Source organism: Streptomyces sp. NPDC000983, from assembly GCF_040299205.1.
Lineage (GTDB): Bacteria > Actinomycetota > Actinomycetes > Streptomycetales > Streptomycetaceae > Streptomyces.
The window spans coordinates 1-20626 of the sequence record NZ_JBEPBM010000004.1; the positions used below are offsets into that span (position 1 = coordinate 1).

The following is a 20626-nucleotide window of genomic DNA, read 5'->3' on the forward strand; positions in this document are numbered from 1 at the left end:
CTGTTTTTTCTTCCTCTCTCTCTGTTGTACCGGGGGGTCCGCTCCCCGGGGGGGGCCCCGCGCGCGCACCCGCGCCCCCCCCACGCCTCTCTTCGTTATCGCCCCGCCCGTTCCGGCGGGGGTCAGAGGAAGTCCGCGAGCCCGTCGAGGAGGCGGTCCACGTCGTCGGCGGTGTTGTAGGGGGCGAGGCCCGCGCGCAGGGCGGGGTCCTCCAGCTTGAGCGCGGTGAAGGGCTCGTACGCGTAGAACGAACCGGCCGGTGCCACCACGCCCCGCGCCGCCAGGTGGGCCTGCGCCTCGCGCGCGTCGCGGCCCTCCAGGGTCATCAGCACGGTCCCCGTCCGCTCGGCGGCCTTCGAGTGCAGGGTGACGGCGTCGCCCAGGGCCCGCAGACCGTCCTCCATCCGGGTGCGCAGCACCTGCTCGTGGGCGTGCAGGGAGTCCAGGGAGTGCGCCAGCCGCTCCCTGCGCGAGGTGCCCGCACCCGGGTCCAGCGCGGCGAGGAAGTCGACGGCCGCCGAGGCGCCGGCCAGGACCTCGTAGGGCAGTGTGCCGAACTCGAAGCGCTCGGGCACGGCGTCGGAGGAGGGCAGCAGCTTGTCCGGGCGCAGGGTCTCCAGGAACTCGGGCGACCCGGCCAGCACCCCGCAGTGCGGCCCGAGGAACTTGTACGGCGAGCAGACGAACAGGTCCGCGCCGAGCGCGGGGACGTCCACGAGAGCGTGCGCCGCGTAGTGGACACCGTCCACGTACACCAGGGCGCCCTCCTCGTGCGCCCGGTCGGCGATCCGGCGTACGGGCGGCTTGGTGCCCAGCACGTTCGAGGCGGCCGTGACCGCGACCAGCCGGGTCCGGGACGACAGGGCCCGCTCGTAGGAGTCGAGGTCGAGTTCCGTGGTGCCCGGGTCGATCTCGATCCAGCGGACCGTCGCCCCGGCACGCTCGGCGGCCTGGATCCAGGGCCGGACGTTCGCGTCGTGGTCGAGACGGCTCAGGACGATCTCGTCGCCCGGCTGCCAGGTCCTGGCCAGATGCCGGGAGAAGTCGTACGTGAGCTGCGTGGCGCTGCGGCCGTGCACGATGCCCTGCGCGGGAGTGTTCAGCAGGTCGGCGTAGGCGGCGCGGAAGTCGGTCACGGCACGCTCGGCGTTGCGCTCCGACGGGCTGACACCGCCCCGGTTGGACAGCGGGCCGGTCAGCGTCGCGGCGATGGCGTCGGCGACCGGGCGCGGGGTCTGCGTCCCGCCCGGGCCGTCGAAGAAGGCGAGGCCCGAGTCGAGGGACGGGAAGTGGGACCGCAGGGCGGTGAGATCGATGGCCATGGCCTCTGCTTTCTGCCGGGTGCGCGCCCGGCGTCGCGGTTCCTCTACTCTGGCGGCGACCGGTCGACACGTAAAGCGACGGATCTCGAAGCGAAAGTTCACGATCCATGAAGTCCTCCGATCCATGAAGTCCCAGCCGGATCTGAAGCTCCTGGCCACGTTCATGGCCGTGGTGCGCCGGGGCTCGATGGCCGAGGCCGCGTCGGAGCTGGGCTATGTGCCCTCCGCGGTGTCCCAGCACATCGCCGCGCTCGAACGCGAGACGGGCATCGAGCTGATCGTCCGCCGCCCCGGCAGCCGGCTGATCCTCACCGCCGCCGGCCGCTCGCTCGCCCGGGCGGCCGAGACGCTCTTCGACGCCACCGCGCGCTTCCAGGACGCCGCCCACGCCATCGCCGCCCAGGAGGTCGTCGAACTGCGCGTCGGCGTGTACCCGAGCGCGATGACGTACCTCTTGCCGCGGGTCCTGGCCACGCTCAGGGACCGCCGGCCGGGGCCCCGGATCCGTCTGGTGGTCGTGGAGACCGACGAGGGCGTGCCGCGGGTCAGATCGGGGGACATCGACCTGCTCGTCGCCTACCGCTATCTGCCCGAGGACCCGCCGCTGCCGTCCGAGGCACTGGCGGTCTCGGTCCTGGGGAGTGAACCGCTGATCCTGGTCACGGGCGCCGAGCCGGCGCTGGGCCGCCCGGTGGAACTGGCCGACTGCCTGGAGCGCGAATGGGTCTCGGGCCACGCGAACAACCCCGACCGGCGGCTGCTGCACCGCTGGGCCGGAGGGCTCGGCATCGCGCCCCGGGTGACGCTGGAGACCGACGATCTGCACAGCATGCTCGCCATGGTCAGGGCCGGGCCGGCGGTGGGCCTGATCCCGGCCACGCTCCTCGGGCAGGGCGGGGACACGGGCGTCGACAGGGTGGTCCTGCCGCCCGGCGTCACGCCCCTGCACCGCGAGATCCTCGCCGTGAGCCGCCCCGGCGCCCGGCCCCCGGTCGTCGAGGACCTGCTCGCGCTGCTCGGCCGGGCCGTCGCGGACGTGGTGTCACCGGAGGCGGCCGAGGGCCGTCAGTAGAAGGACGGCCCGTACCGGCCGAGGGCCGTCAGTAGACCGACAGCCCGTACCGGGTGAGGGCCTCCTGGATCGGCTGGTAGTAACTGGTCCCGCCGCTCGTGCAGTTGCCGGAGCCGCCGGAGAGGATGCCGATGACCTTGTCGCCCGCGTAGAGCGGGCCGCCGCTGTCGCCGGGCTCGGCGCAGATGTTGGTGCGGATCAGCCCGTAGACGATGTGGCCGCCCGCGTAGTTGACGGTGGCGTTGAGCGCGGTGACCACACCGCAGCGGACGCCGGTGGTCGCGCCCCGGCGGCAGACGCTCTGGCCGACGTAGGCGTTCGCGGTGCCGGTGACGTCGAGGGTGCCGATCGTGCCGGGGCGCGGTACGGCGTCGTTGGCGTACCGGACGATGCCGAAGTCGTCGCCGGGGAAGCTGGTTCCGGTGGTGGGGCCGATCGCGGTGGTCTGGGCGGAGGCGGTGTACCAGGTCGCCGCCGAGGCGGTGCAGTGGCCGGCGGTGACGAAGTAGTAGGCGTTTGCGCTGCGCACGTTGACCCCCGCCGAGCAGCGCAGGCCGGAGGCGAAGACCGCGTCGCCGCCGGACAGGAGGGTGCGCAGCCGCCCTTCGTCGCGTTCGAGGACGACGGCTCCGCCGGAGCGCGCGGCGAGCTGCCGCAGCCGTACGAGGTCGGCGTCCGGCACGGTGGCGTCGGCCCGCACCCGCAGGGTCCCGGTGTCCGCGTCGACCGCCCAGGCGGTACCGGCGATGTCCAGCGCCTCCACGGCCGACGCGGCCCGGGCGGTCGTGTACGGCGGGGGAGTGGCGGCCGAACTCGTGCCCGGCAGGGCCAGGACCGCGGCGGCGAGCAGGCTCAGCGCGCAGGTGACCGACCGGAACCGTGCCGTCGTACTACGGCGTGCTCGCATCGCCCACAACTCCCCGAGGACCGTTGGATGGTTGGCCAGGTGCGCATGGCTGCGGTGCGGTGGCACCGGTGTGCCGAGACGGGCCACGCGGCGTGCGCGTGCCGCCTGTCGAGAACGGGCAGCGCCCATTGTGCCGGGGCAACCGGAGCGGGGGTAGGTCGCCTTCCGGCCGTGCTCGGGGGCGGGCCGGTCAGCCGTACGGGCCTGAACCGAAGGACACGCGCCCGCGCGGGCGCGACGGGCGCGTGTGTCGTCCGTACGGGCGTCAGTCGCCCTTGGGGGCCGCCTGCTGGACCACGTCGAAGGACCACAGCGTGGAACCGGAGGCCGCCGGCCGGGGACGCTCGCCGCCCTCCGCGCCACCGCCCTGGCCCTGGTGGGCCGCCTTCATGGGGCCCTCCATCCACGCCTGGAAGGACTCCTCGTCACGCCAACGCGTGTACACCAGATAGCTGTCGGTGCCCTCGACGGGCCGCAGCAGCTCGAACCACTCGAACCCGTCGGAGTTCTCCACGGCGTGCGCGCGGGAGGCGAAGCGCTTCTCCAGCGTCTCGCGCTGCTCGGCCGGGACGCTCAGTACATTGATCTTGACTACGCTCATGCCGCTCATCCTGCCGCACGGACCTCCGGGGAAGGCCGCCGCCCCGCGCCCGTCGGCGGGCCAGCCGCGGCTCACGCCTGGTCGGCGAGGAGTTCCCCGAGGTGCTCGCCCGACGCCCAGCGGCGCAGTGCCGGGCCGTCGACCAGGCGGGTCCTGCCGTCCCGGTGCGCCCAGCGGACGTCACGGGCCGCGAAGGTGCCCCGGTGCACGACCAGCCGGAGGACCTCCTCGTCGGGCTTCCCGCGGCGCGTGTGCGGGTGTGCCGGGTCCTCGTCGGGGAGCGGTTCCGCGACCGGCCGGAAAGCCACGTCCAGGTGCCGGCCCTCGGCGCTCCGCGCGCAGACCCGCGGCCGGTCGGCCGCGGGCATCAGCCGCACCCGCCACCCGTCCCGGCGCAGCATCCGCGCCACCGCCAGCGCCAGGCCCTCGGTGTCGAGGTCGAGCAGTTCCTCCCGGGTGTAGTACCCGACGCGCCTGCGGGCGCCCGGCCGGCGGCGGCGCAGCCAGAGCGCGACGGCACCCGTGACGGCCAGGACCCCGGCGACCGGCGCCGCGATCCCCACCGAGCGGTAGCCGAGGGCCAGCAGCGCGACCAGGGAGCACACCGCGGTGACGAACAGGGCCAGCGGAGTGAGCACTTCGCGGAATCTCGGTCCGTACAGCCCGCGGGCCCGCAGCACTCGTACCGTCTGCCGCCGCCTCTGACGGCGTGATGTGCAGGGCCCGGACGTCCATGACAGGCGCGCCACCAGTCAGTCCCCCCATGCGTCCCCGATGCCACCCGTCTTGTGGATACCCACTGGGCGGTCAAGTAGCTTGCGGATCAAGGGATTTGGGGCGGCGCACTCCCGCGTGCGGGCGTGCGGGCGGCGCGTGGGGGCGCGTTCGGCGGTGCTCGGCAGCAGGCCTCCGCCGGTGCGCCTTTTATGGTCATTCGCACCTATTGGTCGCGATGTTCTTTATTGCCGCCAGGAGGGGCACCCGAGCGTGAACCCGCTGGTCGGCGCCCAGTAGAGTGCGCCCCTGTTGCCACCGCGCGTTGTCGCCGAATCCCGAGGTGCCGAGCTTGACCGCCGTACGTCCACAACCGCCGACCCCCGCCGTGACCGTCGTCGGGATCGGGGCCGACGGCTGGGACGGGCTGTCCGACGCCTCGCGCGCCGCCCTGCGGGACGCCGAGGTCCTGATCGGCGCCCGGCGCCAACTGGACCTGCTGCCCGCGCCGTGCGCCGGGGAACGCGTCACCTGGCCCACGCCCCTGCGTCCCGCCGTCCCCGCGCTGCTCGCGGCCCACGCCGGCCGCCGGATCGCCGTACTGGCCAGCGGGGACCCCATGTTCTACGGCATCGGACGCGCCCTCGCCGAGGAGACCGGCGGGGCGGGCGGGCTGCGTGTTCTTCCCCACCCCTCCTCCGTGTCCTGGGCCACGGCCCGGCTCGGCTGGCCGCTGGAGGACGTCGAGGTCGTCACCCTCGTCGGCCGTCCCACCGCCCGCCTCGCCGCCGCCCTGCACGAGGGCCGCCGGCTCCTCGTACTCAGCGCCGACGCCGGCACCCCCGCCGCCGTCGCCGAACTCCTGCGCGACCGCGGCTTCGGACCGAGCCGGATGCGGGTCCTGGAGCAACTGGGCGGCCCGAAGGAGCACATGGGCGCCGAGACCACCGCCGACGAGTGGCCGGAGCGAGCGGACGGCGACCCCCTCAACCTCGTCGCCGTCGAGTGCCACCGCGCCCCGCACGCCCTCCGCCTCGGCGCCGTACCCGGCCTGCCGGACGAGGCGTACGAGCACGACGGGCAGCTCACCAAACGGCACATCCGCGCCGCGACGCTCGGCGCGCTGGCCCCCGCTCCCGGCGAGACGCTGTGGGACGTCGGCGGCGGCTCGGGCTCCATCGCCATCGAATGGATGCGCACCCACCCCTCCTGCCACGCCTACACCGTCGAGCGCGACCCGGTGCGGGCCGCCCGCATCGCCCGCAACGCCGACCGGCTCGGTGTGCCCGGCCTCGTCGTCGTCACCGGCCGGGCCCCCGCCGCCCTCTTCGAACTGCCGCTGCCCGACGCCGTGTTCGTCGGCGGCGGCCTCACCGCGCCCGGTCTCCTCGACGCCTGCTGGCAGGCACTGCCCACCGGCGGGCGGCTGGTGGCGAACACCGTCACCCTGGAGTCCGAGGCGCTGCTCGCGGACGCCCACCGGCGGCACGGCGGCGAGCTGGTGCGGCTCGCGGTCGCGCACGCCGTGCCGGTGGGCGGCTTCATCGGGTGGCGGCAGGCGATGCCGGTCACCCAGTGGGCCGTACGGAAAACCCTCGACACCCCTGCAGGAGTGGACACATGACCGTGTACTTCATCGGCGCCGGACCGGGCGCGGCGGACCTGATCACGGTGCGCGGCGCCCGCACGCTCGCCGCCTGCCGGGTCTGCCTGTACGCGGGCAGCCTGGTCCCGCGCGAGCTGCTCGCCGAATGCCCGCCGGACGCACGGCTGGTGGACACCGCCGACCTCGACCTGGACCAGATCACCGCCGAGTTGGTGCGCGCCCACGAGGAAGGGCACGACGTGGCCCGGCTGCACTCGGGCGACCCGTCCGTGTTCAGCGCGGTCGCCGAACAGATGCGCCGGCTGGACGCGGCCGGGGTCCCGTACGAGGTCGTCCCCGGGGTGCCGGCCTTCGCCGCGGCGGCCGCCGCCCTGAAGCGGGAGCTGACCGTGCCGACCGTCGGCCAGACGGTCATCCTCACCCGGGTCGCCAATCGGGCCACGCCCATGCCCGAGGGCGAGGACCTGGCCACCCTCGGCCGCAGCGGCGCGCTGATCGTGCTGCACCTCGCCGCCAAGCTGGTCGACCGGGTGGTCGGCGAACTCCTCCCGCACTACGGCGCCGACTGCCCCGCCGCGGTCGTCGCCTACGCCTCCCGCCCCGAGGAGCTGATCATCCGGGGCTCGCTCGGCGAGATCGCGGGGAAGCTGAAGGAGTCCGGTGTCGAGCGCACCGCCGTCATCATGGTGGGGCGGACCCTGGGCGCCGAGCAGTTCCGCGACAGCCACCTGTACTCGGCGGAACGCGAACGGCACAACTGCTGACGGAGGTCCCGGACATGGACGAGGAAGTCATCCCGATCCTGCGGGTCCGCGACGCCGCCGCCGCGGTCGCCCGGTACGCGCGGCTGGGCTTCACCCGGAGCTGGGAGCACCGGTTCGAGCCCGGTCTGCCCGTCTTCACCGAGGTGGCGCGCGGGCCGGTCCGGCTGTTCCTGTCGGAGCACGAGGGGGACGCGCGGCCGGACACGCTGGTGTATCTGCGGCTCGCCGACCTCGACGCGGTCGCCGCGGAGTTCGGCGCGGTGCCCGAGGAGGCGCCCTGGGGCCGCGAGCTGGAGCTGCGGGACCCCGACGGCAACCGGCTGCGTGTGGGCGCGGCCGGCGCGTGAGCGGTATCCGCGCTCACGCCACCGTGCTGCGCCCCACCACCGTGCCGGCCCGGTCGATGCAGATCACGTCGACCGCGACCGGCGCCCCCCGCAGCACGGACAGCGCCTCGTCCCGGGCGGCCTCGGCGACGAGGTCGCCGAGCGGCACCCCGGCGGCCAGGCACGACTGGAGCGCGGCCAGCCCGGTGTTCGCCCCGGCCACCGCCTCCGCCAGCGCCTCGTCCGCGCCGCCGCGCCGGGCGAGGCCGGCGAGGAAGCCCTTGTCGACCTGGGAGCGGGCCGAGTGCAGGTCGAGATGGCCTGCGGCCAGCTTGGACAGCTTCGCGAAGCCGCCGCACACGGTCAGCCGGTCCACCGGATGGCGGCGGATGTACTTCAGCACGGCGCCCGCGAAGTCGCCCATGTCCAGCAGGGCGTCCTCCGGCAGGCCGTACTCGGCGACGACCGTCTTCTCCGACGTCGACCCGGTGCACCCGGCGACGTGCGTACGCCCCGCCGCCCGCGCCACGTCCACGCCCCGCCGGATGGAGTCGATCCACGCCGAGCACGAGTACGGCACCACGATCCCGGTCGTACCGAGGATGGACAGCCCGCCGAGGATGCCCAGGCGCGGGTTCCAGGTGGAGCGGGCGATCTCCTCGCCGTGGTCGACGGAGACGGTGATCTCCACGTCCCCGGTGCCGCCGTGCCGGGCCGCGACCTCGGCGACATGGTCGCGCATCATCTTGCGCGGCACCGGGTTCACGGCCGGTTCCCCGACGGGCAGCGGCAGCCCCGGGCGGGTGACCGTCCCGACCCCCGGCCCGGCCCGGAACACCACACCCGCCCCGGCCGGCAGCGGCCGCACCGTGGCCCGGACCAGCGCCCCGTGCGTGACGTCGGGGTCGTCACCGGCGTCCTTGACGACGCCCGCCATCGCGAACCCGTCGCCCAGCTCCTCCGCGGCCAGGGCGAACGCCGGGGTGTGCCCCCTGGGCAGGGTGATCGTCACCGGGTCCGGGAACTCCCCGGTCAGCAGCGCCGTGTACGCCGCCGTCGTGGCGGCCGTGGCGCAGGCGCCGGTCGTCCACCCCGGCCGCAGCCCGGTGTGCTCCAGCTGGGCCCTGCGGCCGCCCTTGACTTCGTTGCTCATGAACGGACCTGGACTTCCATGCATGTACTGATTCTCGGCGGGACCACCGAATCCCGCCGACTTGCCGAACTGCTCCACGGCACGCCGGGCCTGACCGTCACCAGTTCACTCGCCGGGCGCGTGGCCAGCCCCCGGCTGCCTCCGGGCGAGGTCAGGATCGGCGGCTTTGGCGGAGTGGAGGGCCTGACCGCCTGGCTCGGCGAGCACCGGGTGGACGCGCTCATCGACGCCACCCACCCTTTCGCCGGGACGATCAGTTTCCACGCGGCGCGGGCCGCCGCCACCGCCCATGTTCCCCTCCTCGCGCTGCGCCGCCCCGGCTGGGTCCCTGTGCCGGGCGACGACTGGCACGACGCCGCCTCCCTGGAGGCCGCCGCCGCCCTGCTGCCCGCCCTGGGGCGGCGGGTGTTCCTCACCACCGGGCGGATGGGACTGGGCGCCTTCGCCGGCCTCGACGACCTGTGGTTCCTGGTGCGGTCCGTCGACCCGCCCGAGGCCCCGCACCCGGCCCGCATGGAGGTGCTCCTCGACCGCGGCCCCTTCGGCCTGGACGGGGAGCGCGAGCTGCTGCGCCGCCACCGTATCGACGTCGTCGTGACGAAGGACAGCGGCGGAGCGGCCACGGCACCGAAGCTCACGGCCGCCCGGGAGGCGGGGGTGCCGGTGGTCGTGGTGCGCCGTCCGCCGATGCCCGAGGGGGTGCCGGTCGTGGACGGCCCGGAGGAGGCCGCCCACTGGGTCGGGAGGCAGGACGGCAGGGGCTGACCGCCGGGAGCGGCACCGGTCCGGCGCCGCTCCCCGCGCTCACGCCTCCGGATAGCGGCGCGGGGTCCACACGATCCGCGTGCCGTCCCCCCGCCGTACGGACTCGGTCTGCGAGGAGCCGACCAGCAGGATCGTGCGCATGTCGACCTCGGCCGGGTCCAGCTCGCCCAGCTCCACGATCCGCACGCTTTCGTCCGGCCCGCCCACGTCCCGCGCGACCACCACCGGAGTGCCGGCCGCCCGGTGCTCCAGCAGCAGGTCGCGGGCCTTGCCCACCTGCCAGGTACGGCTGCGCGAACCGGGGTTGTACAGGGCCAGGACCAGGTCGGCCGCCGCGGCGGCACGCAGCCGCTCCGCGATGACCTCCCACGGCTTGAGCCGGTCCGACAGCGAGATCGTGGCGTAGTCGTGCCCGAGCGGGGCGCCCGCGCGGGCCGCCGCCGCGTTCGCCGCGGTCACCCCCGGAAGCACCCGCACCGGAACGTCCGCGTACTCCTCCTGCGAGGCGGCCTCCAGGACCGCGGTCGCCATCGCGAAGACACCGGGGTCGCCGCCCGAGACCACGGCCACCCGCCGCCCCCGCCGCGCCAGCTGGAGCGCGAACTCGGCGCGCTCGGCCTCCACCCGGTTGTCGCTGCCGTGCCGCGCCTGGCCCGCACGCACCGGCACCCGGTCCAGGTAGGTGGTGTAGCCGACCAGGTCGTCGGCGTCCGCGAGCGCGCCCCGTGTCTGGGGCGTCAGCCACAGCGGCCCGGCCGGACCGGTGCCGACCACGACGACCTCGCCCCGCTCCCGCGCCGACGGACGCTCGGCGTCCACCCGGCTGGGCAGCACCGCGACCGAGAAGTACGGCACCGACTCCGGGTCCACCTCCGCCAGCTCGCCGACCCGCTCGCCCTCCATCGTGGCCCGCTCGACGTACCGCGCCTCGGCCAGCCGGCCGGAACTCTCCAGCGCGCCGCGCACCTTGGTGAAGGTCCGCCCCAGCTTCATCACCACGGCCGTGTCCGTCGACGCCAGCCGCGCCGCCAGCTCCTCCTCGGGCAGGGTGCCCGGCAGGATCGTCAGCACCTCCTCGCCCTCGACGAGCGGGGTGCCGAGGCGGGCCGCCGCCGCGGACACCGAGGTGACACCGGGGACGACCTCGGTGTCGTAGCGGTCGGCGAGCCGCTTGTGCATGTGCATGTAGGAGCCGTAGAACAGCGGGTCGCCCTCCGCGAGGACCGCGACCGTCCGCCCGGCGTCCAGGTGCGCGGCCAGCCGCGCCGACGCCTCCGCGTAGAAGTCCTCCATGGCGCCCTTGTAACCGCCGGGGTGGTCGGTGGTCTCCGTCGTGACGGGATAGACCAGCCGCTCCTCGATGTGGTCGGCGCGGATGTGCCGGGCCGCGATCGAGCGGGCGATGGACCGGCCGTGCCGCGCGCTGTGGTACGCGACCACGTCCGCCCCGGCGATCACCTCGACCGCCCGTACCGTCATCAGGGACGGGTCGCCGGGGCCGAGCCCGACGCCGTACAGCCGCCCGGCAGCCGTCTTCTCGCCGCTCACTCTTCCTCACTCGCAATCGCGTTGAGCGCGGCGGCGGCGATGGCACTGCCACCCCGCCGTCCGCGCACCACCAGGTACTCCAGGCCCGACTCGTTCGCGGCGAGGGCGTCCTTGGACTCGGCGGCGCCGATGAACCCGACCGGTGCGCCGATGACGGCGGCGGGCCGGGGCGCGCCCGCCTCGATCATCTCCAGCAGCTGGAACAGGGCGGTCGGCGCGTTGCCGACGGCGACGACCGCGCCCTCCAGCCGGTCCCGCCACAGCTCCAGCGCGGCCGCGCTGCGCGTGGTGCCGAGCTTCGCCGCCAGCTCCGGCACGGCCGGGTCGGAGAGCGTGCAGAGCACCTCGTTGTCGGCGGGCAGCCGCTTGCGGGTCACCCCGCTGGCGACCATCCGCACATCGGTGAGGATGGGCGCGCCGGCGCGCAGCGCCGCACGGGCGCGGGACACGACTGCGGGGGAGTAGGCCAGGTCCTGGACGAGGTCGACCATCCCGCAGGCGTGGATCATCCGGACCGCGACCTGGCTGACGTCGGACGGCAGGCCCGTCAGGTCCGCCTCCGCGCGGATGGTGGCGAAGGACTGCCGGTAGATGGCCGCGCCGTCCTTCTCGTATGCGTACGTGGTCACGGGATCTCTCGCTGCTTTCGGTCGGCAACGGGCTTGCACGGGCCCGTTCGGCTCATGAGGGTGGTGCGTGCCCGGCGGGGCACGCGGGTCGTGCGGCTCAAGGGGTGATCGCCGCCAGCGCGGCGGCGAGGGCGGACGGGCCGGGCATCGTGGTGGCAGGGGTGTCCTGTCCGGCCACCGCGGTGGACAGCCGGTAGCCGCCCTCGGCGACGGCGACCACGTCGACCCGGTCGCCCGGGGGATGCCCGCACCGGCGTTCGCAGCCCGACCAGTACAGGGGCAGGCCGCGGGCGCCGACCGCGGGCAGGGAGGCGGCGGCGTCGGCCCGTACGTCCGCCCGCGACTTGGCGCAGCCGGGACTGCCGATGCACGCGCCCACCCGCGGCCAGGGGGAGGCGGGGTCGACGACGAGGCCGTCGGCCGCGACCCCCGCGAGCACCTCGTCCGTGGGCGGTGCCGATGTGGGAAGTACCACACCGCGCCAGGGAGTCAGCCGCAGTTCACCGGCGGCGAGGCCGGCCAGCCGGCGCCACTGACCGGCCGAGAGACGTCCCAGGGGGATGTGCACGCAGAGGCTGTCGCCGATCGCTCCCGGCGGCGGTCCCGGCGTGTACGAGCGGTCCCTGGACCGCCCTTCGTGAACGATGCCGGCGGCCGCCAGACGGGTACGCGCCAGTTCGAGGAACTCGGCTCCGTTCAAGGGGAGTTCGGCGATCCGCCAGACGCGCGCGTCGCTCGCCGACACGGCCTCCAGGAACGTCTGAGCGGCCACCAGCGCGGCCCGCGGGGCGTCCCGCTCGGACACCAGGAGCGCCTCCCGGTGCGCCCCCAGGGCGAGTTCCGCGCCGCCGTCGGCCGCGCGCACCGTCACATCGGCACCGAGCGCGGCGACGTCCCCGCGCCCGTCGTCGAGCGCGAACAGAAAACGTCCGGAAAGCGACCGTGCCGAAGCGCTCGCGCACAACCGCGAGTCGAGGTCGCCGAGCCAGGGCCGGACGTCGAACCGGCCCCCTCCGTCGAGCCCCGACAGGGGCGAGGCCACGATGTTGCGGACCCGTTCGTGCGTGGCCGAGGGCAGCAGGCCGGCCGCCTCCAGCGAGGCCGCCAACTCCCCACCGCAGCCGCCCTCCAGGCCCCTCACCTGCACATTGCCCCGGGAGGTCAGATGAAGATCCCCGTCGCCCAGCCGCGTGGCCACGTCGGCCAGCGCCAGGGCCTGCGCGGTGGTCAGCACCCCGCCGGGAATCCGTATCCGGGCCAGGGCCCCGTCGTCCGCCGAGTGCAGCCGCAAGGTCCCCGGGCAGGCGTCCCCACGACCCCGTGCGACCACGGTGGCCTGGGGCGATGAGTTGAGGGAAGCCGACATGGCGGCGAGCATACATACCCTCACATGGGGTGTATCCCCGGACCGGATGCGGTGACCCTTACTATGCTCAACGGCGGACCAGTCCGGTCCGCCATCGCCATGACGGCGACAGGGGAGGAAGCCCGGTGAGACTCCGGCGCGGTCCCGCCACTGTGAACCCGGCCCACACGGTCCGGGCGAGCCAGGAACTCCCGCCGTCCGACACCGCCCGGGGCGCGGACACCCCGAGGAAGGCAGACGCAGCATGCCGCGTTCCACCGGGGCACGACCCCAGCACTCCCGCATCCTCCTGCTGTCGACGTCCGACACCGACCTCCTCAGCGCCCGCGCGGCGGCCGGCCCCGTCGAGTACCGCTTCGCCAACCCGGCCCGGCTGGCCCTCGACGACCTGCCCGCGCTCCTCGACGGCGTCGACCTGACCGTCGTACGCCTCCTCGGCGGCCTGCGCGCCTGGCAGGAGGGGATCGACCTGCTCCTCGCCGACGGCCGGCCCGTCGTCGTCCTCACCGGCGAACAGGCCCCGGACGCCCAGCTCATGGCCGCCTCCACCGTCCCGGTCGGCATCGCCGCCGAGGCCCACGCCTACCTCGCGCACGGCGGACCGGCCAACCTGGAGCAGCTGGCCCGCTTCCTCTCGGACACCGTCCTGCTCACCGGGCACGGCTTCGACCCACCCGCCGCCGCGCCGAGCTGGGGCCCGCTGGAGCGCGCCGCCCGCACGGACGCGCACGGCCCGACCATCGCCGTGCTCTACTACCGCGCCCACCACATGAGCGGCAACACCGCCTTCGTCGGCGCCCTGTGCGACGCGATCGAGGACGCGGGCGCCCGCCCGCTGCCGCTGTACGTGGCCTCCCTGCGCAGCCCCGAGCCCGAGCTGATCGACGAACTGCGCGCCGCCGACGCCATCGTGACCACCGTCCTCGCCGCGGGCGGCACCAAGCCCGCCGAGGCGTCCGCGGGCGGGGACGACGAGTCGTGGGACGCGGGCGCGCTCACCGGCCTCGACGTGCCGATCCTCCAGGCCCTGTGCCTCACCGGCTCACGCGCCGACTGGGAGGAGAACGACGAGGGCGTCTCCCCGCTCGACGCGGCCAGCCAGATCGCCGTCCCGGAGTTCGACGGCCGGCTCATCACCGTCCCGTTCTCCTTCAAGGAGATCGACCCCGACGGCCTCCCGGCCTACGTCGCCGACCCCGAGCGCGCCGCCCGCGTCGCCGGTATCGCCGTACGCCACGCGCGACTTCGGCACATCGCCAACGCCGACAAGCGGCTCGCGCTCGTCCTGTCCGCCTACCCCACCAAGCACTCCCGCATCGGCAACGCGGTCGGCCTGGACACCCCCGCCAGCGCGGTCGCCCTGCTGCGCCGACTGCGCGACGAGGGCTACGACTTCGGCGGCGCCGACATCCCCGGCCTCGCCTCCGGCGACGGCGACGAGCTGATCCGGGCGCTGATCGAGGCGGGCGGCCACGACCAGGACTGGCTCACCGAGGAGCAGCTCGCCCGCAACCCGGTCCGCATCCCGGCGGCCGACTACCGCCGCTGGTACGCCGAGCTCCCCGAGGAGCTGCGCACGGCGGTGGAGCGGCACTGGGGACCGGCGCCCGGCGAGATGTTCCTCGACCGCAGCCGCAACCCGGAGGGCGACATCGTCCTCGCGGCCCTGCGCTTCGGGAACCTGCTGATCCTCATCCAGCCCCCGCGCGGCTTCGGCGAGAACCCCATCGCCATCTACCACGACCCCGACCTGCCGCCCTCCCACCACTACCTGGCCGCCTACCGCTGGATCGCCGCCCGCGCGGACGACGGCGGCTTCGGCGCCGACGCGATGATCCACCTCGGGAAGCACGGCAACCTGGAGTGGCTGCCCGGCAAGAACGCCGGCCTGTCCGCCGCCTGCGGCCCCGACGCCGCCCTCGGCGACCTTCCCCTGATCTACCCCTTCCTCGTCAACGACCCCGGCGAGGGAACCCAGGCCAAGCGCCGGGTCCACGCCACCCTCGTCGACCACCTCGTCCCGCCGATGGCCCGCGCCGACTCCTACGGCGACATTGCGCGCCTGGAGCAACTCCTCGACGAGTACGCCCAGATCTCCTCCATGGACCCGGCCAAGCTCCCGGCGATCCGGGCCCAGATCTGGACCCTCATCCAGGCCGCGAAGCTCGACCACGACCTCGGTCTCGACGACCGCCCCGAGGACGACGGCTTCGACGACTTCCTGCTGCACGTCGACGGCTGGCTCTGCGAGGTCAAGGACGCCCAGATCCGCGACGGCCTGCACGTCCTCGGCACCCCGCCGGGCGGCGCGGACCGCGTCAACCTGGTCCTCGCCATCCTCCGCGCCCGCCAGATCTGGGGCGGCACCACCGCCCTGCCCGGCCTGCGCGAGGCGCTCGGCCTCGACGAGTCCGCCGCGACCCGCACCACCGCCGACGAGGCCGAGGCCGAGGCCCGCGCCCTGGTCGAGCGGATGGAGGAACTCGGCTGGGACCCCGACTCCGCGCCGGACACGCACGGCGAACAGGTCACCGCCATCCTGGAGTTCGCCGCCCGCGAGGTCGTCCCGCGGCTGGCCGCGACCACCCTCGAACTCCACCATGTCGTGCACGCCCTCAACGGCGGCTTCGTCCCGGCCGGCCCCTCGGGCTCACCGCTGCGCGGCCTGGTCAACGTCCTTCCGACGGGCCGCAACTTCTACTCCGTCGACCCCAAGGCCGTCCCCTCCCGCCTCGCCTGGGAGACCGGGCAGGCCCTCGCCGACTCCCTGCTGGAGCGCTACCGCACGGACAACGGCGACTGGCCCACGTCCGTCGGCCTGTCCCTGTGGGGCACCAGCGCCATGCGCACGGCGGGCGACGACGTCGCCGAGGCCCTCGCCCTGCTCGGCGTCCGCCCCGTCTGGGACGACGCCTCCCGCCGGGTGACGGGCCTGGAGCCCGTCCCGTACGAGGAGCTGGGCCGCCCCCGCATCGACGTCACCCTGCGCATCTCGGGCTTCTTCCGCGACGCGTTCCCGCACACCGTCGGGCTGCTCGACGACGCCGTACGGCTCGCCGCCTCGCTGGACGAACCGGCTGAGGCCAACCATGTGCGCGCCCACGTCCAGGCCGACCTCGCCGAGCACGGCGACGAACGCCGGGCCACCACCCGGATCTTCGGCTCCCGGCCCGGCACCTACGGCGCCGGACTGCTCCAGCTGATCGACTCCCGCGACTGGCGCACCGACGCCGACCTCGCCGAGGTGTACACCGTCTGGGGCGGCTACGCCTACGGCCGTGAGCTGGACGGACGGCCGGCCCGCGAGGAGATGGAGACGGCGTACAAGCGGATCGAGGTCGCCGCCAAGAACACCGACACCCGCGAGCACGACATCGCCGACTCCGACGACTACTTCCAGTACCACGGCGGCATGGTGGCCACCGTCCGCGCCCTGCGCGGCACCGCCCCCGAGGCGTACATCGGCGACTCCACCCGGCCCGAGACGGTGCGCACCCGCACCCTGGTCGAGGAGACCTCCCGGGTCTTCCGGGCCCGGGTGGTCAACCCGAAGTGGATCGAGGCGATGCGCCGCCACGGCTACAAGGGCGCCTTCGAACTCGCCGCCACCGTGGACTACCTGTTCGGCTACGACGCCACCACCGGCGTGATCGCCGACTGGATGTACGACAAGCTCACCGAGACCTACGTACTGGACCCGGTCAACCGCGAGTTCCTCCAGGAGGCCAACCCCTGGGCCCTGCACGGCATCGCCGAGCGGCTGCTGGAGGCGGAGTCGCGCGGTATGTGGGAGAAGCCGGACCCCGCGGTCCTGGAGGCGCTGCGCCAGGTGTACCTGGAGACCGAGGGGGACCTGGAGGACGGGGACTGACGCTCCCTCACGTCCGACCTCACATCGGACCTCACATCCGACCCGAAGGGCCCGTGCGCGATCCGCGCACGGGCCCTTCGTCGTGTGCTCGAAGCACGCGCCCTTGATGCTGATAGCGTGCAGTTGCATATCGTTCGCAATAACGTCGGAGGACGTCTGACATGGCGCTCTACACGCTTCCGGAACTTCCCTACGACTACGCCGCGCTGGCTCCGGTGATCAGCCCCGAGATCATCGAGCTGCACCACGACAAGCACCACGCGGCGTATGTGAAGGGGGCCAACGACACCCTCGAACAGCTCGCCGAGGCGCGGGACAAGGAGTCCTGGGGGTCGATCAACGGGCTGGAGAAGAACCTCGCGTTCCATCTCTCCGGCCACATCCTGCACAGCATCTACTGGCACAACATGACCGGCGACGGCGGTGGCGAGCCGCTTGCCGCGGACGGCGTGGGCGACCTCGCGGACGCCCTCACCGAGTCCTTCGGCTCGTTCGCCGCCTTCAAGGCCCAGCTGACCAAGGCCTCGGCCACCACCCAGGGTTCGGGCTGGGGCGTCCTCGCCTACGAACCGCTCAGCGGCCGGCTGATCGTCGAGCAGATCTACGACCACCAGGGCAACGTCGGCCAGGGTTCGACCCCGATCCTGGTCTTCGACGCCTGGGAGCACGCCTTCTACCTCCAGTACAGGAACCAGAAGGTCGACTTCATCGACGCGATGTGGCAGGTCGTCAACTGGCAGGACGTGGCCCGGCGTTACGGCGCCGCCAAGGAGCGCGGCGACAGCCTGCTCCTCGCGCCGTGACGGCGTAGCGCCACCTCGGGAGAGAGCGGTGCGGGTGCCGGGCGGAACTCCGCCCGGCACCCGCGTCCGTGTCCCCGCCTACTTGAGGTAGGGGCCGGCGGTGCCGATCTGGCCGGTGCCACCCAGCACGTACACCCGCAGGTTGCCCTTGCCGGGGGCGGCGACGGTGAGGCTGCCGTTGGTCACCTGGCGGACGTCACCCGTGACGGCGTCCACGTAACGGCCGTTGGGGACGCCCGTGAAGGTGGCCCCGTCGGTGACGGCGACCAGTGCGAAGCTGTCCGTCGACCCGCTGGTGTACCGGCGCTTGAAGGCCATGCCGCCCGAGACGCCCTCGGTGGAGTACTGCCCCATCTGCAGGGCGGGGACGGCCCGGCGGATCTGGTTCAGCCGCTGCACATGCTTGACCAGCGGCTTCTCCAGCGTGGTCGCGACGGCTCCGCTGGCGGACTCCACCTTGGAGAAGTCGGCGGCCTTCACCTCGCCCGCGATCTGGTCGCCGAAGTAGGCGCGACCGGTCGTGGCGAGCGGGCAACTGGGCCCGCAGTCGATCTTCTTGCCCGCCTGGAACTCGACCTCGGAGCCGTAGTACAGGGTCGGGATGCCGCGGAAGGTCCACATCAGGGACATGTTCTCGGCCCAGGCGTCGGTGCCGCCGGTGTAGCGCTCGCTCGACTTGTTCGGCCCGTAGTCGTGGCTGTCGACGTAGACGACGTTGTACGTGGCGTCGTTGTAACTGTCGTCGGAGTCCTTGCCGTTGGAGAAGGCGTTGTGCGCGTCACCGAAGTTCATGTGCATCCGCATGTCGATGACGTGCATACCGGAGAACTGCGAGTGGTCCGGGGTGTGGTAGCTGTTGCCCTGGAGGAAGGCGTTGGTCGACGTGGGCTGGTTCCCGGTGCCCTGCTGCTGCTCGTAGTCGTACATCTCCAGCGCCGCCTTGGCGTCGTCGGCGTCGTACTCCTTGCGCTCCTTCCAGGTGAAGAACTGCGCCGAGTGGTTCACCGAGCCGCGGTTCCACTTGTCGTTGACGAAGGCCGCGACCTCGCCGAAGACGAAGAAGTTCTTCGCGGCCTCGGCACCGAACCGCTGGGTGACGCGCTCCTGGATGGCGGGCAGGAAGCGGCGGTTCCAGGTGGTGCGCGGGATGTGTACGGCCGTGTCGACCCGGAAGCCGTCGACGCCCATGTCGATGTACTTGTTGTACGCGCCGATCAGGTAGTTCTGCACGGTGGCGTTCTCGGTGTTGAAGTCGGCGAGGTCCTCGTGCAGCCAGCACGAACGGGAGTCCTCGCCCTCCCAGTTGCCGATCCAGCACTGGTGGTAGAGCGCCTTCGGGAACATCCCCGAAGTCGGGCTCGGCCACTGGCAGTTGTAGAGGGTGTAGCCCTCGGCGCTCTTGCCGCCGGTCGGCTTGCCCCAGTTGAGGCAGGTGTTGCCGGTCGGCTCGGCCGTCGACCACAGGTCGCCGTTGTAGTACGACTTGCCGCTCTTGGTCTCGACGGTCAGCCCGTCGTACTCGAAGCCCTCGTTCTTCTCGTCGTAGTACCAGCTCCACTGCGTGTCCCGGACGCCGTACACGGTCGGCGTGTACAGGCCCTTGGCGCCCCAGCGGGAGGAGTGGTTGTAGACGACGTCCTGGTAGATCTTCATGCCCTTGGCGTGGGCCGCGTTGATCAGGTCCTGGTAGGTGGCGCCGGCCGACTCCAGGCGCTGGTCGACCTTGTAGAAGTCGTAGCCGTGGTACCCGTGGTAGTCGTAGTCGGAGCGGTTGAGCACGACCGGGGTGATCCACACGGCCGAGAAGCCGAGGGACTTGATGTAGTCGAGCTTGTGGACCAGGCCCTTGAAGTCGCCGCGGAACATGGGGTCGTTGTTGGCGGCGTTGCCCGACTTGGTGTGCTGGCTGCCGCCGCGGTTGTTGGAGCTGTCGCCGTCGTAGAAGCGGGCGGTCAGCACGAAGTAGATGGGGTCCTTGCGCGGGTCGGTGCCGAGCGGAGTGCCGGCCGCGGGGGCGTCGGGCTTCTCGCCGGTGGTCACCTTCACGGCGGCGGAGGCGGCGGAGACGTTGCCGGCCGCGTCCACGGCCCGCACGGTGTAGGTGTACTCGGTCTCCTCCTCCAGGCCGGTGTCGGTCAGGACGGTCGAGCCGACGTCCGTGACCGTCGTGCCCGCCCCTCCGGAGCGGGTGACCTGGTACTTGCTGACGCCCTTGTCGTCGGTCGACGGCTCCCAGGTGAGGACGACCGAGACGCCGTCGGCGCTCGCGCTCACCCCGCTGGGGGCGGTGGGTGCCTCGGTGTCCGGCTCCTCGGCGGCGCACGGGTCGGCGGCGTCCCCCACGACGGTGCGGTTCTTCACGGTGCTGGTGCCGGCGGGGACGGCGTAGTCGGCGCCGTTGTTGTTGTCCCAGGTGCCGTTGCCGTTGTTGAACGCGGCGGTCAGGGAGGTGGCCGAGCCGAGGGCGACGGTCTGCTTCCACCACCCGGTACAGGCGGCCTGCATGCCGATGCCGGGGACGGTCGTCCAGGCGCCGCCCGCGGGCTTGTAGTGGATGTTCGCGGTCGACCAGCCCAGGGACTCCGTCGAGTAGTAGACGGTGGCCGAGTTGTCGCCCGGTGTGCCCGTGTCCGCGCAGGGGTCGGAGTGGGCCACCACGCCGTCCTTGACGGTGATGTTCCCGGTGCCGAGCGCGTAGTTGGCGCCGCCGTTGTTGTCCCAGGTGCCGCTGCCGTTGTTGAAGGTGGCCTGCAGACCGCTCGCGGAGCCCAGGTCCACGGTCTTCTTGACCCAGTCCGTGCAGGCGGCCTCCATGGCCACACCGGGGACGGTCGTCCAGGAGCCGCCGTCCGGGGCGTAGTGCAGGTTGTACTGGGACCAGTTCCTGGTCTTCGTGTAGTAGAAGACCGTCGCCGTGTTCGCCGCCTGGGCGACCGGTTCCGCGGGCAGTCCGGCGTCCCGGGGGACGGCTTGCAGCAGGCTGAGCAACGAGCCGGCTATCACCAGCGCCGTCAGCGGCCGTCTCAGCCGCCGGGCGGTACTGCGTTCCATGGGAGAACTCCCTCGTGAGCGGACCGTGCTCGGACAAGCGCGGCCGTGGGCGCACTCACGACGGCAGGCGAGAGCCCTGGGGAGGCCGCGCCACCGACGCAAGATGATTCGGAAACTTGCAGCAAGCG

General features: G+C 73.2%; 16 protein-coding genes and 1 riboswitch. Of the genes, 7 read left to right on the forward strand and 9 right to left on the reverse strand.

Annotation, left to right across the window (positions count from 1 at the left end; genetic code table 11):
• Positions 1-122: 122 nt before the first annotated feature.
• Positions 123-1322 carry a cysteine desulfurase-like protein gene (locus tag ABT296_RS05720; protein WP_351923589.1) on the reverse strand — a complete coding sequence of 400 codons (1200 nt, stop codon included), beginning with the start codon at positions 1320-1322 and terminating at the stop codon, positions 123-125.
• 124 nt (positions 1323-1446) lie between these two features.
• Here ABT296_RS05720 and ABT296_RS05725 point away from each other — a divergent pair, with 124 nt between their 5' ends.
• Positions 1447-2394: a LysR family transcriptional regulator gene (locus tag ABT296_RS05725; protein WP_351923591.1), complete on the forward strand. Its 948-nt coding sequence runs from the start codon at positions 1447-1449 to the stop codon at positions 2392-2394.
• 28 nt (positions 2395-2422) lie between these two features.
• Here ABT296_RS05725 and ABT296_RS05730 read toward each other — a convergent pair whose 3' ends face one another.
• The 3 genes from ABT296_RS05730 to ABT296_RS05740 all read right to left on the reverse strand — a co-directional run bounded on the left by ABT296_RS05730 (position 2423) and on the right by ABT296_RS05740 (position 4540).
• A complete protein-coding gene (locus ABT296_RS05730; protein ID WP_351923593.1) occupies positions 2423-3301 on the reverse strand; it encodes a S1 family peptidase in 879 nt (292 codons plus the stop codon).
• A 265-nt stretch (positions 3302-3566) separates the two neighbouring features.
• The gene (locus ABT296_RS05735; protein WP_351923595.1) at positions 3567-3902 is read right to left on the reverse strand and encodes an antibiotic biosynthesis monooxygenase family protein; all 336 of its coding nucleotides are present in this window, start codon (positions 3900-3902) and stop codon (positions 3567-3569) included.
• A 71-nt stretch (positions 3903-3973) separates the two neighbouring features.
• Positions 3974-4540, reverse strand: coding sequence for a hypothetical protein (locus tag ABT296_RS05740; protein ID WP_351923597.1), 567 nt, complete (start codon positions 4538-4540; stop codon positions 3974-3976).
• Positions 4541-4968: 428 nt separating this feature from the next.
• Here ABT296_RS05740 and cbiE point away from each other — a divergent pair, with 428 nt between their 5' ends.
• The 3 genes from cbiE to ABT296_RS05755 are packed head-to-tail and all read left to right on the forward strand — an operon-like array spanning position 4969 to position 7333.
• Complete coding sequence (gene cbiE, locus ABT296_RS05745) at positions 4969-6240, forward strand: precorrin-6y C5,15-methyltransferase (decarboxylating) subunit CbiE (RefSeq protein WP_351923599.1); 1272 nt, start codon at positions 4969-4971, stop codon at positions 6238-6240.
• Entirely contained in the window at positions 6237-6986 is a 750-nt protein-coding gene (gene cobM / locus ABT296_RS05750) for a precorrin-4 C(11)-methyltransferase (RefSeq protein WP_351923601.1), read from the forward strand. The genes cbiE and cobM overlap by 4 nt, the downstream gene beginning before the upstream one ends.
• A gap of 14 nt (positions 6987-7000) precedes the next feature.
• Positions 7001-7333, forward strand: a complete 333-nt coding sequence (locus ABT296_RS05755) for a glyoxalase superfamily protein (protein ID WP_351923603.1) — start codon at positions 7001-7003, stop codon at positions 7331-7333.
• Between the two features lie 13 nt (positions 7334-7346).
• Here ABT296_RS05755 and ABT296_RS05760 read toward each other — a convergent pair whose 3' ends face one another.
• Complete coding sequence (locus tag ABT296_RS05760; protein WP_351923605.1) at positions 7347-8465, reverse strand: cobalt-precorrin-5B (C(1))-methyltransferase; 1119 nt, start codon at positions 8463-8465, stop codon at positions 7347-7349.
• A gap of 18 nt (positions 8466-8483) precedes the next feature.
• Between ABT296_RS05760 and ABT296_RS05765 the strand changes: the two genes are divergently transcribed.
• Positions 8484-9230, forward strand: coding sequence for a cobalt-precorrin-6A reductase (locus tag ABT296_RS05765; RefSeq protein WP_351923607.1), 747 nt, complete (start codon positions 8484-8486; stop codon positions 9228-9230).
• Between the two features lie 39 nt (positions 9231-9269).
• Here ABT296_RS05765 and ABT296_RS05770 read toward each other — a convergent pair whose 3' ends face one another.
• The 3 genes from ABT296_RS05770 to cobG all read right to left on the reverse strand — a co-directional run bounded on the left by ABT296_RS05770 (position 9270) and on the right by cobG (position 12785).
• Positions 9270-10778 (reverse strand): precorrin-2 C(20)-methyltransferase, encoded by a 1509-nt coding sequence (locus tag ABT296_RS05770; protein ID WP_351923609.1) that lies wholly within the window; start codon positions 10776-10778, stop codon positions 9270-9272.
• Entirely contained in the window at positions 10775-11407 is a 633-nt protein-coding gene (locus tag ABT296_RS05775) for a precorrin-8X methylmutase (protein WP_351923611.1), read from the reverse strand. Before ABT296_RS05775 ends, ABT296_RS05770 begins: the two co-directional genes overlap by 4 nt.
• A gap of 97 nt (positions 11408-11504) precedes the next feature.
• On the reverse strand, positions 11505-12785 hold the full coding sequence (gene cobG, locus ABT296_RS05780; protein WP_351923613.1) for a precorrin-3B synthase: 1281 nt from the start codon (positions 12783-12785) through the stop codon (positions 11505-11507).
• 72 nt (positions 12786-12857) lie between these two features.
• Positions 12858-12970, forward strand: a riboswitch (cobalamin riboswitch).
• A 47-nt stretch (positions 12971-13017) separates the two neighbouring features.
• Here cobG and cobN point away from each other — a divergent pair.
• The gene (cobN, locus tag ABT296_RS05785; protein WP_351923615.1) at positions 13018-16644 is read left to right on the forward strand and encodes a cobaltochelatase subunit CobN; all 3627 of its coding nucleotides are present in this window, start codon (positions 13018-13020) and stop codon (positions 16642-16644) included.
• A 161-nt stretch (positions 16645-16805) separates the two neighbouring features.
• Complete coding sequence (locus ABT296_RS05790; protein WP_351923617.1) at positions 16806-17447, forward strand: superoxide dismutase; 642 nt, start codon at positions 16806-16808, stop codon at positions 17445-17447.
• A 78-nt stretch (positions 17448-17525) separates the two neighbouring features.
• Here ABT296_RS05790 and ABT296_RS05795 read toward each other — a convergent pair whose 3' ends face one another.
• A complete protein-coding gene (locus ABT296_RS05795) occupies positions 17526-20498 on the reverse strand; it encodes a carbohydrate binding domain-containing protein (protein WP_351923619.1) in 2973 nt (990 codons plus the stop codon).
• Between the last annotated feature and the right edge of the window lie 128 nt (positions 20499-20626).

Excerpts from the sequence above, each read along its gene's own strand:
- ABT296_RS05720 (WP_351923589.1), bottom strand. The coding sequence starts at position 1,322 with ATGGCCATCGATCTCACCGCCCTGCGGTCCCACTTCCCGTCCCTCGAC.
- ABT296_RS05725 (WP_351923591.1), top strand. The coding sequence starts at position 1,447 with ATGAAGTCCCAGCCGGATCTGAAGCTCCTGGCCACGTTCATGGCCGTG.
- ABT296_RS05730 (WP_351923593.1), bottom strand. The coding sequence starts at position 3,301 with ATGCGAGCACGCCGTAGTACGACGGCACGGTTCCGGTCGGTCACCTGC.
- ABT296_RS05735 (WP_351923595.1), bottom strand. The coding sequence starts at position 3,902 with ATGAGCGTAGTCAAGATCAATGTACTGAGCGTCCCGGCCGAGCAGCGC.
- cobM (WP_351923601.1), top strand. The coding sequence starts at position 6,237 with ATGACCGTGTACTTCATCGGCGCCGGACCGGGCGCGGCGGACCTGATC.
- ABT296_RS05755 (WP_351923603.1), top strand. The coding sequence starts at position 7,001 with ATGGACGAGGAAGTCATCCCGATCCTGCGGGTCCGCGACGCCGCCGCC.
- ABT296_RS05760 (WP_351923605.1), bottom strand. The coding sequence starts at position 8,465 with ATGAGCAACGAAGTCAAGGGCGGCCGCAGGGCCCAGCTGGAGCACACC.
- ABT296_RS05765 (WP_351923607.1), top strand. The coding sequence starts at position 8,484 with ATGCATGTACTGATTCTCGGCGGGACCACCGAATCCCGCCGACTTGCC.
- cobG (WP_351923613.1), bottom strand. The coding sequence starts at position 12,785 with ATGCTCGCCGCCATGTCGGCTTCCCTCAACTCATCGCCCCAGGCCACC.
- cobN (WP_351923615.1), top strand. The coding sequence starts at position 13,018 with ATGCCGCGTTCCACCGGGGCACGACCCCAGCACTCCCGCATCCTCCTG.
- ABT296_RS05790 (WP_351923617.1), top strand. The coding sequence starts at position 16,806 with ATGGCGCTCTACACGCTTCCGGAACTTCCCTACGACTACGCCGCGCTG.
- ABT296_RS05795 (WP_351923619.1), bottom strand. The coding sequence starts at position 20,498 with ATGGAACGCAGTACCGCCCGGCGGCTGAGACGGCCGCTGACGGCGCTG.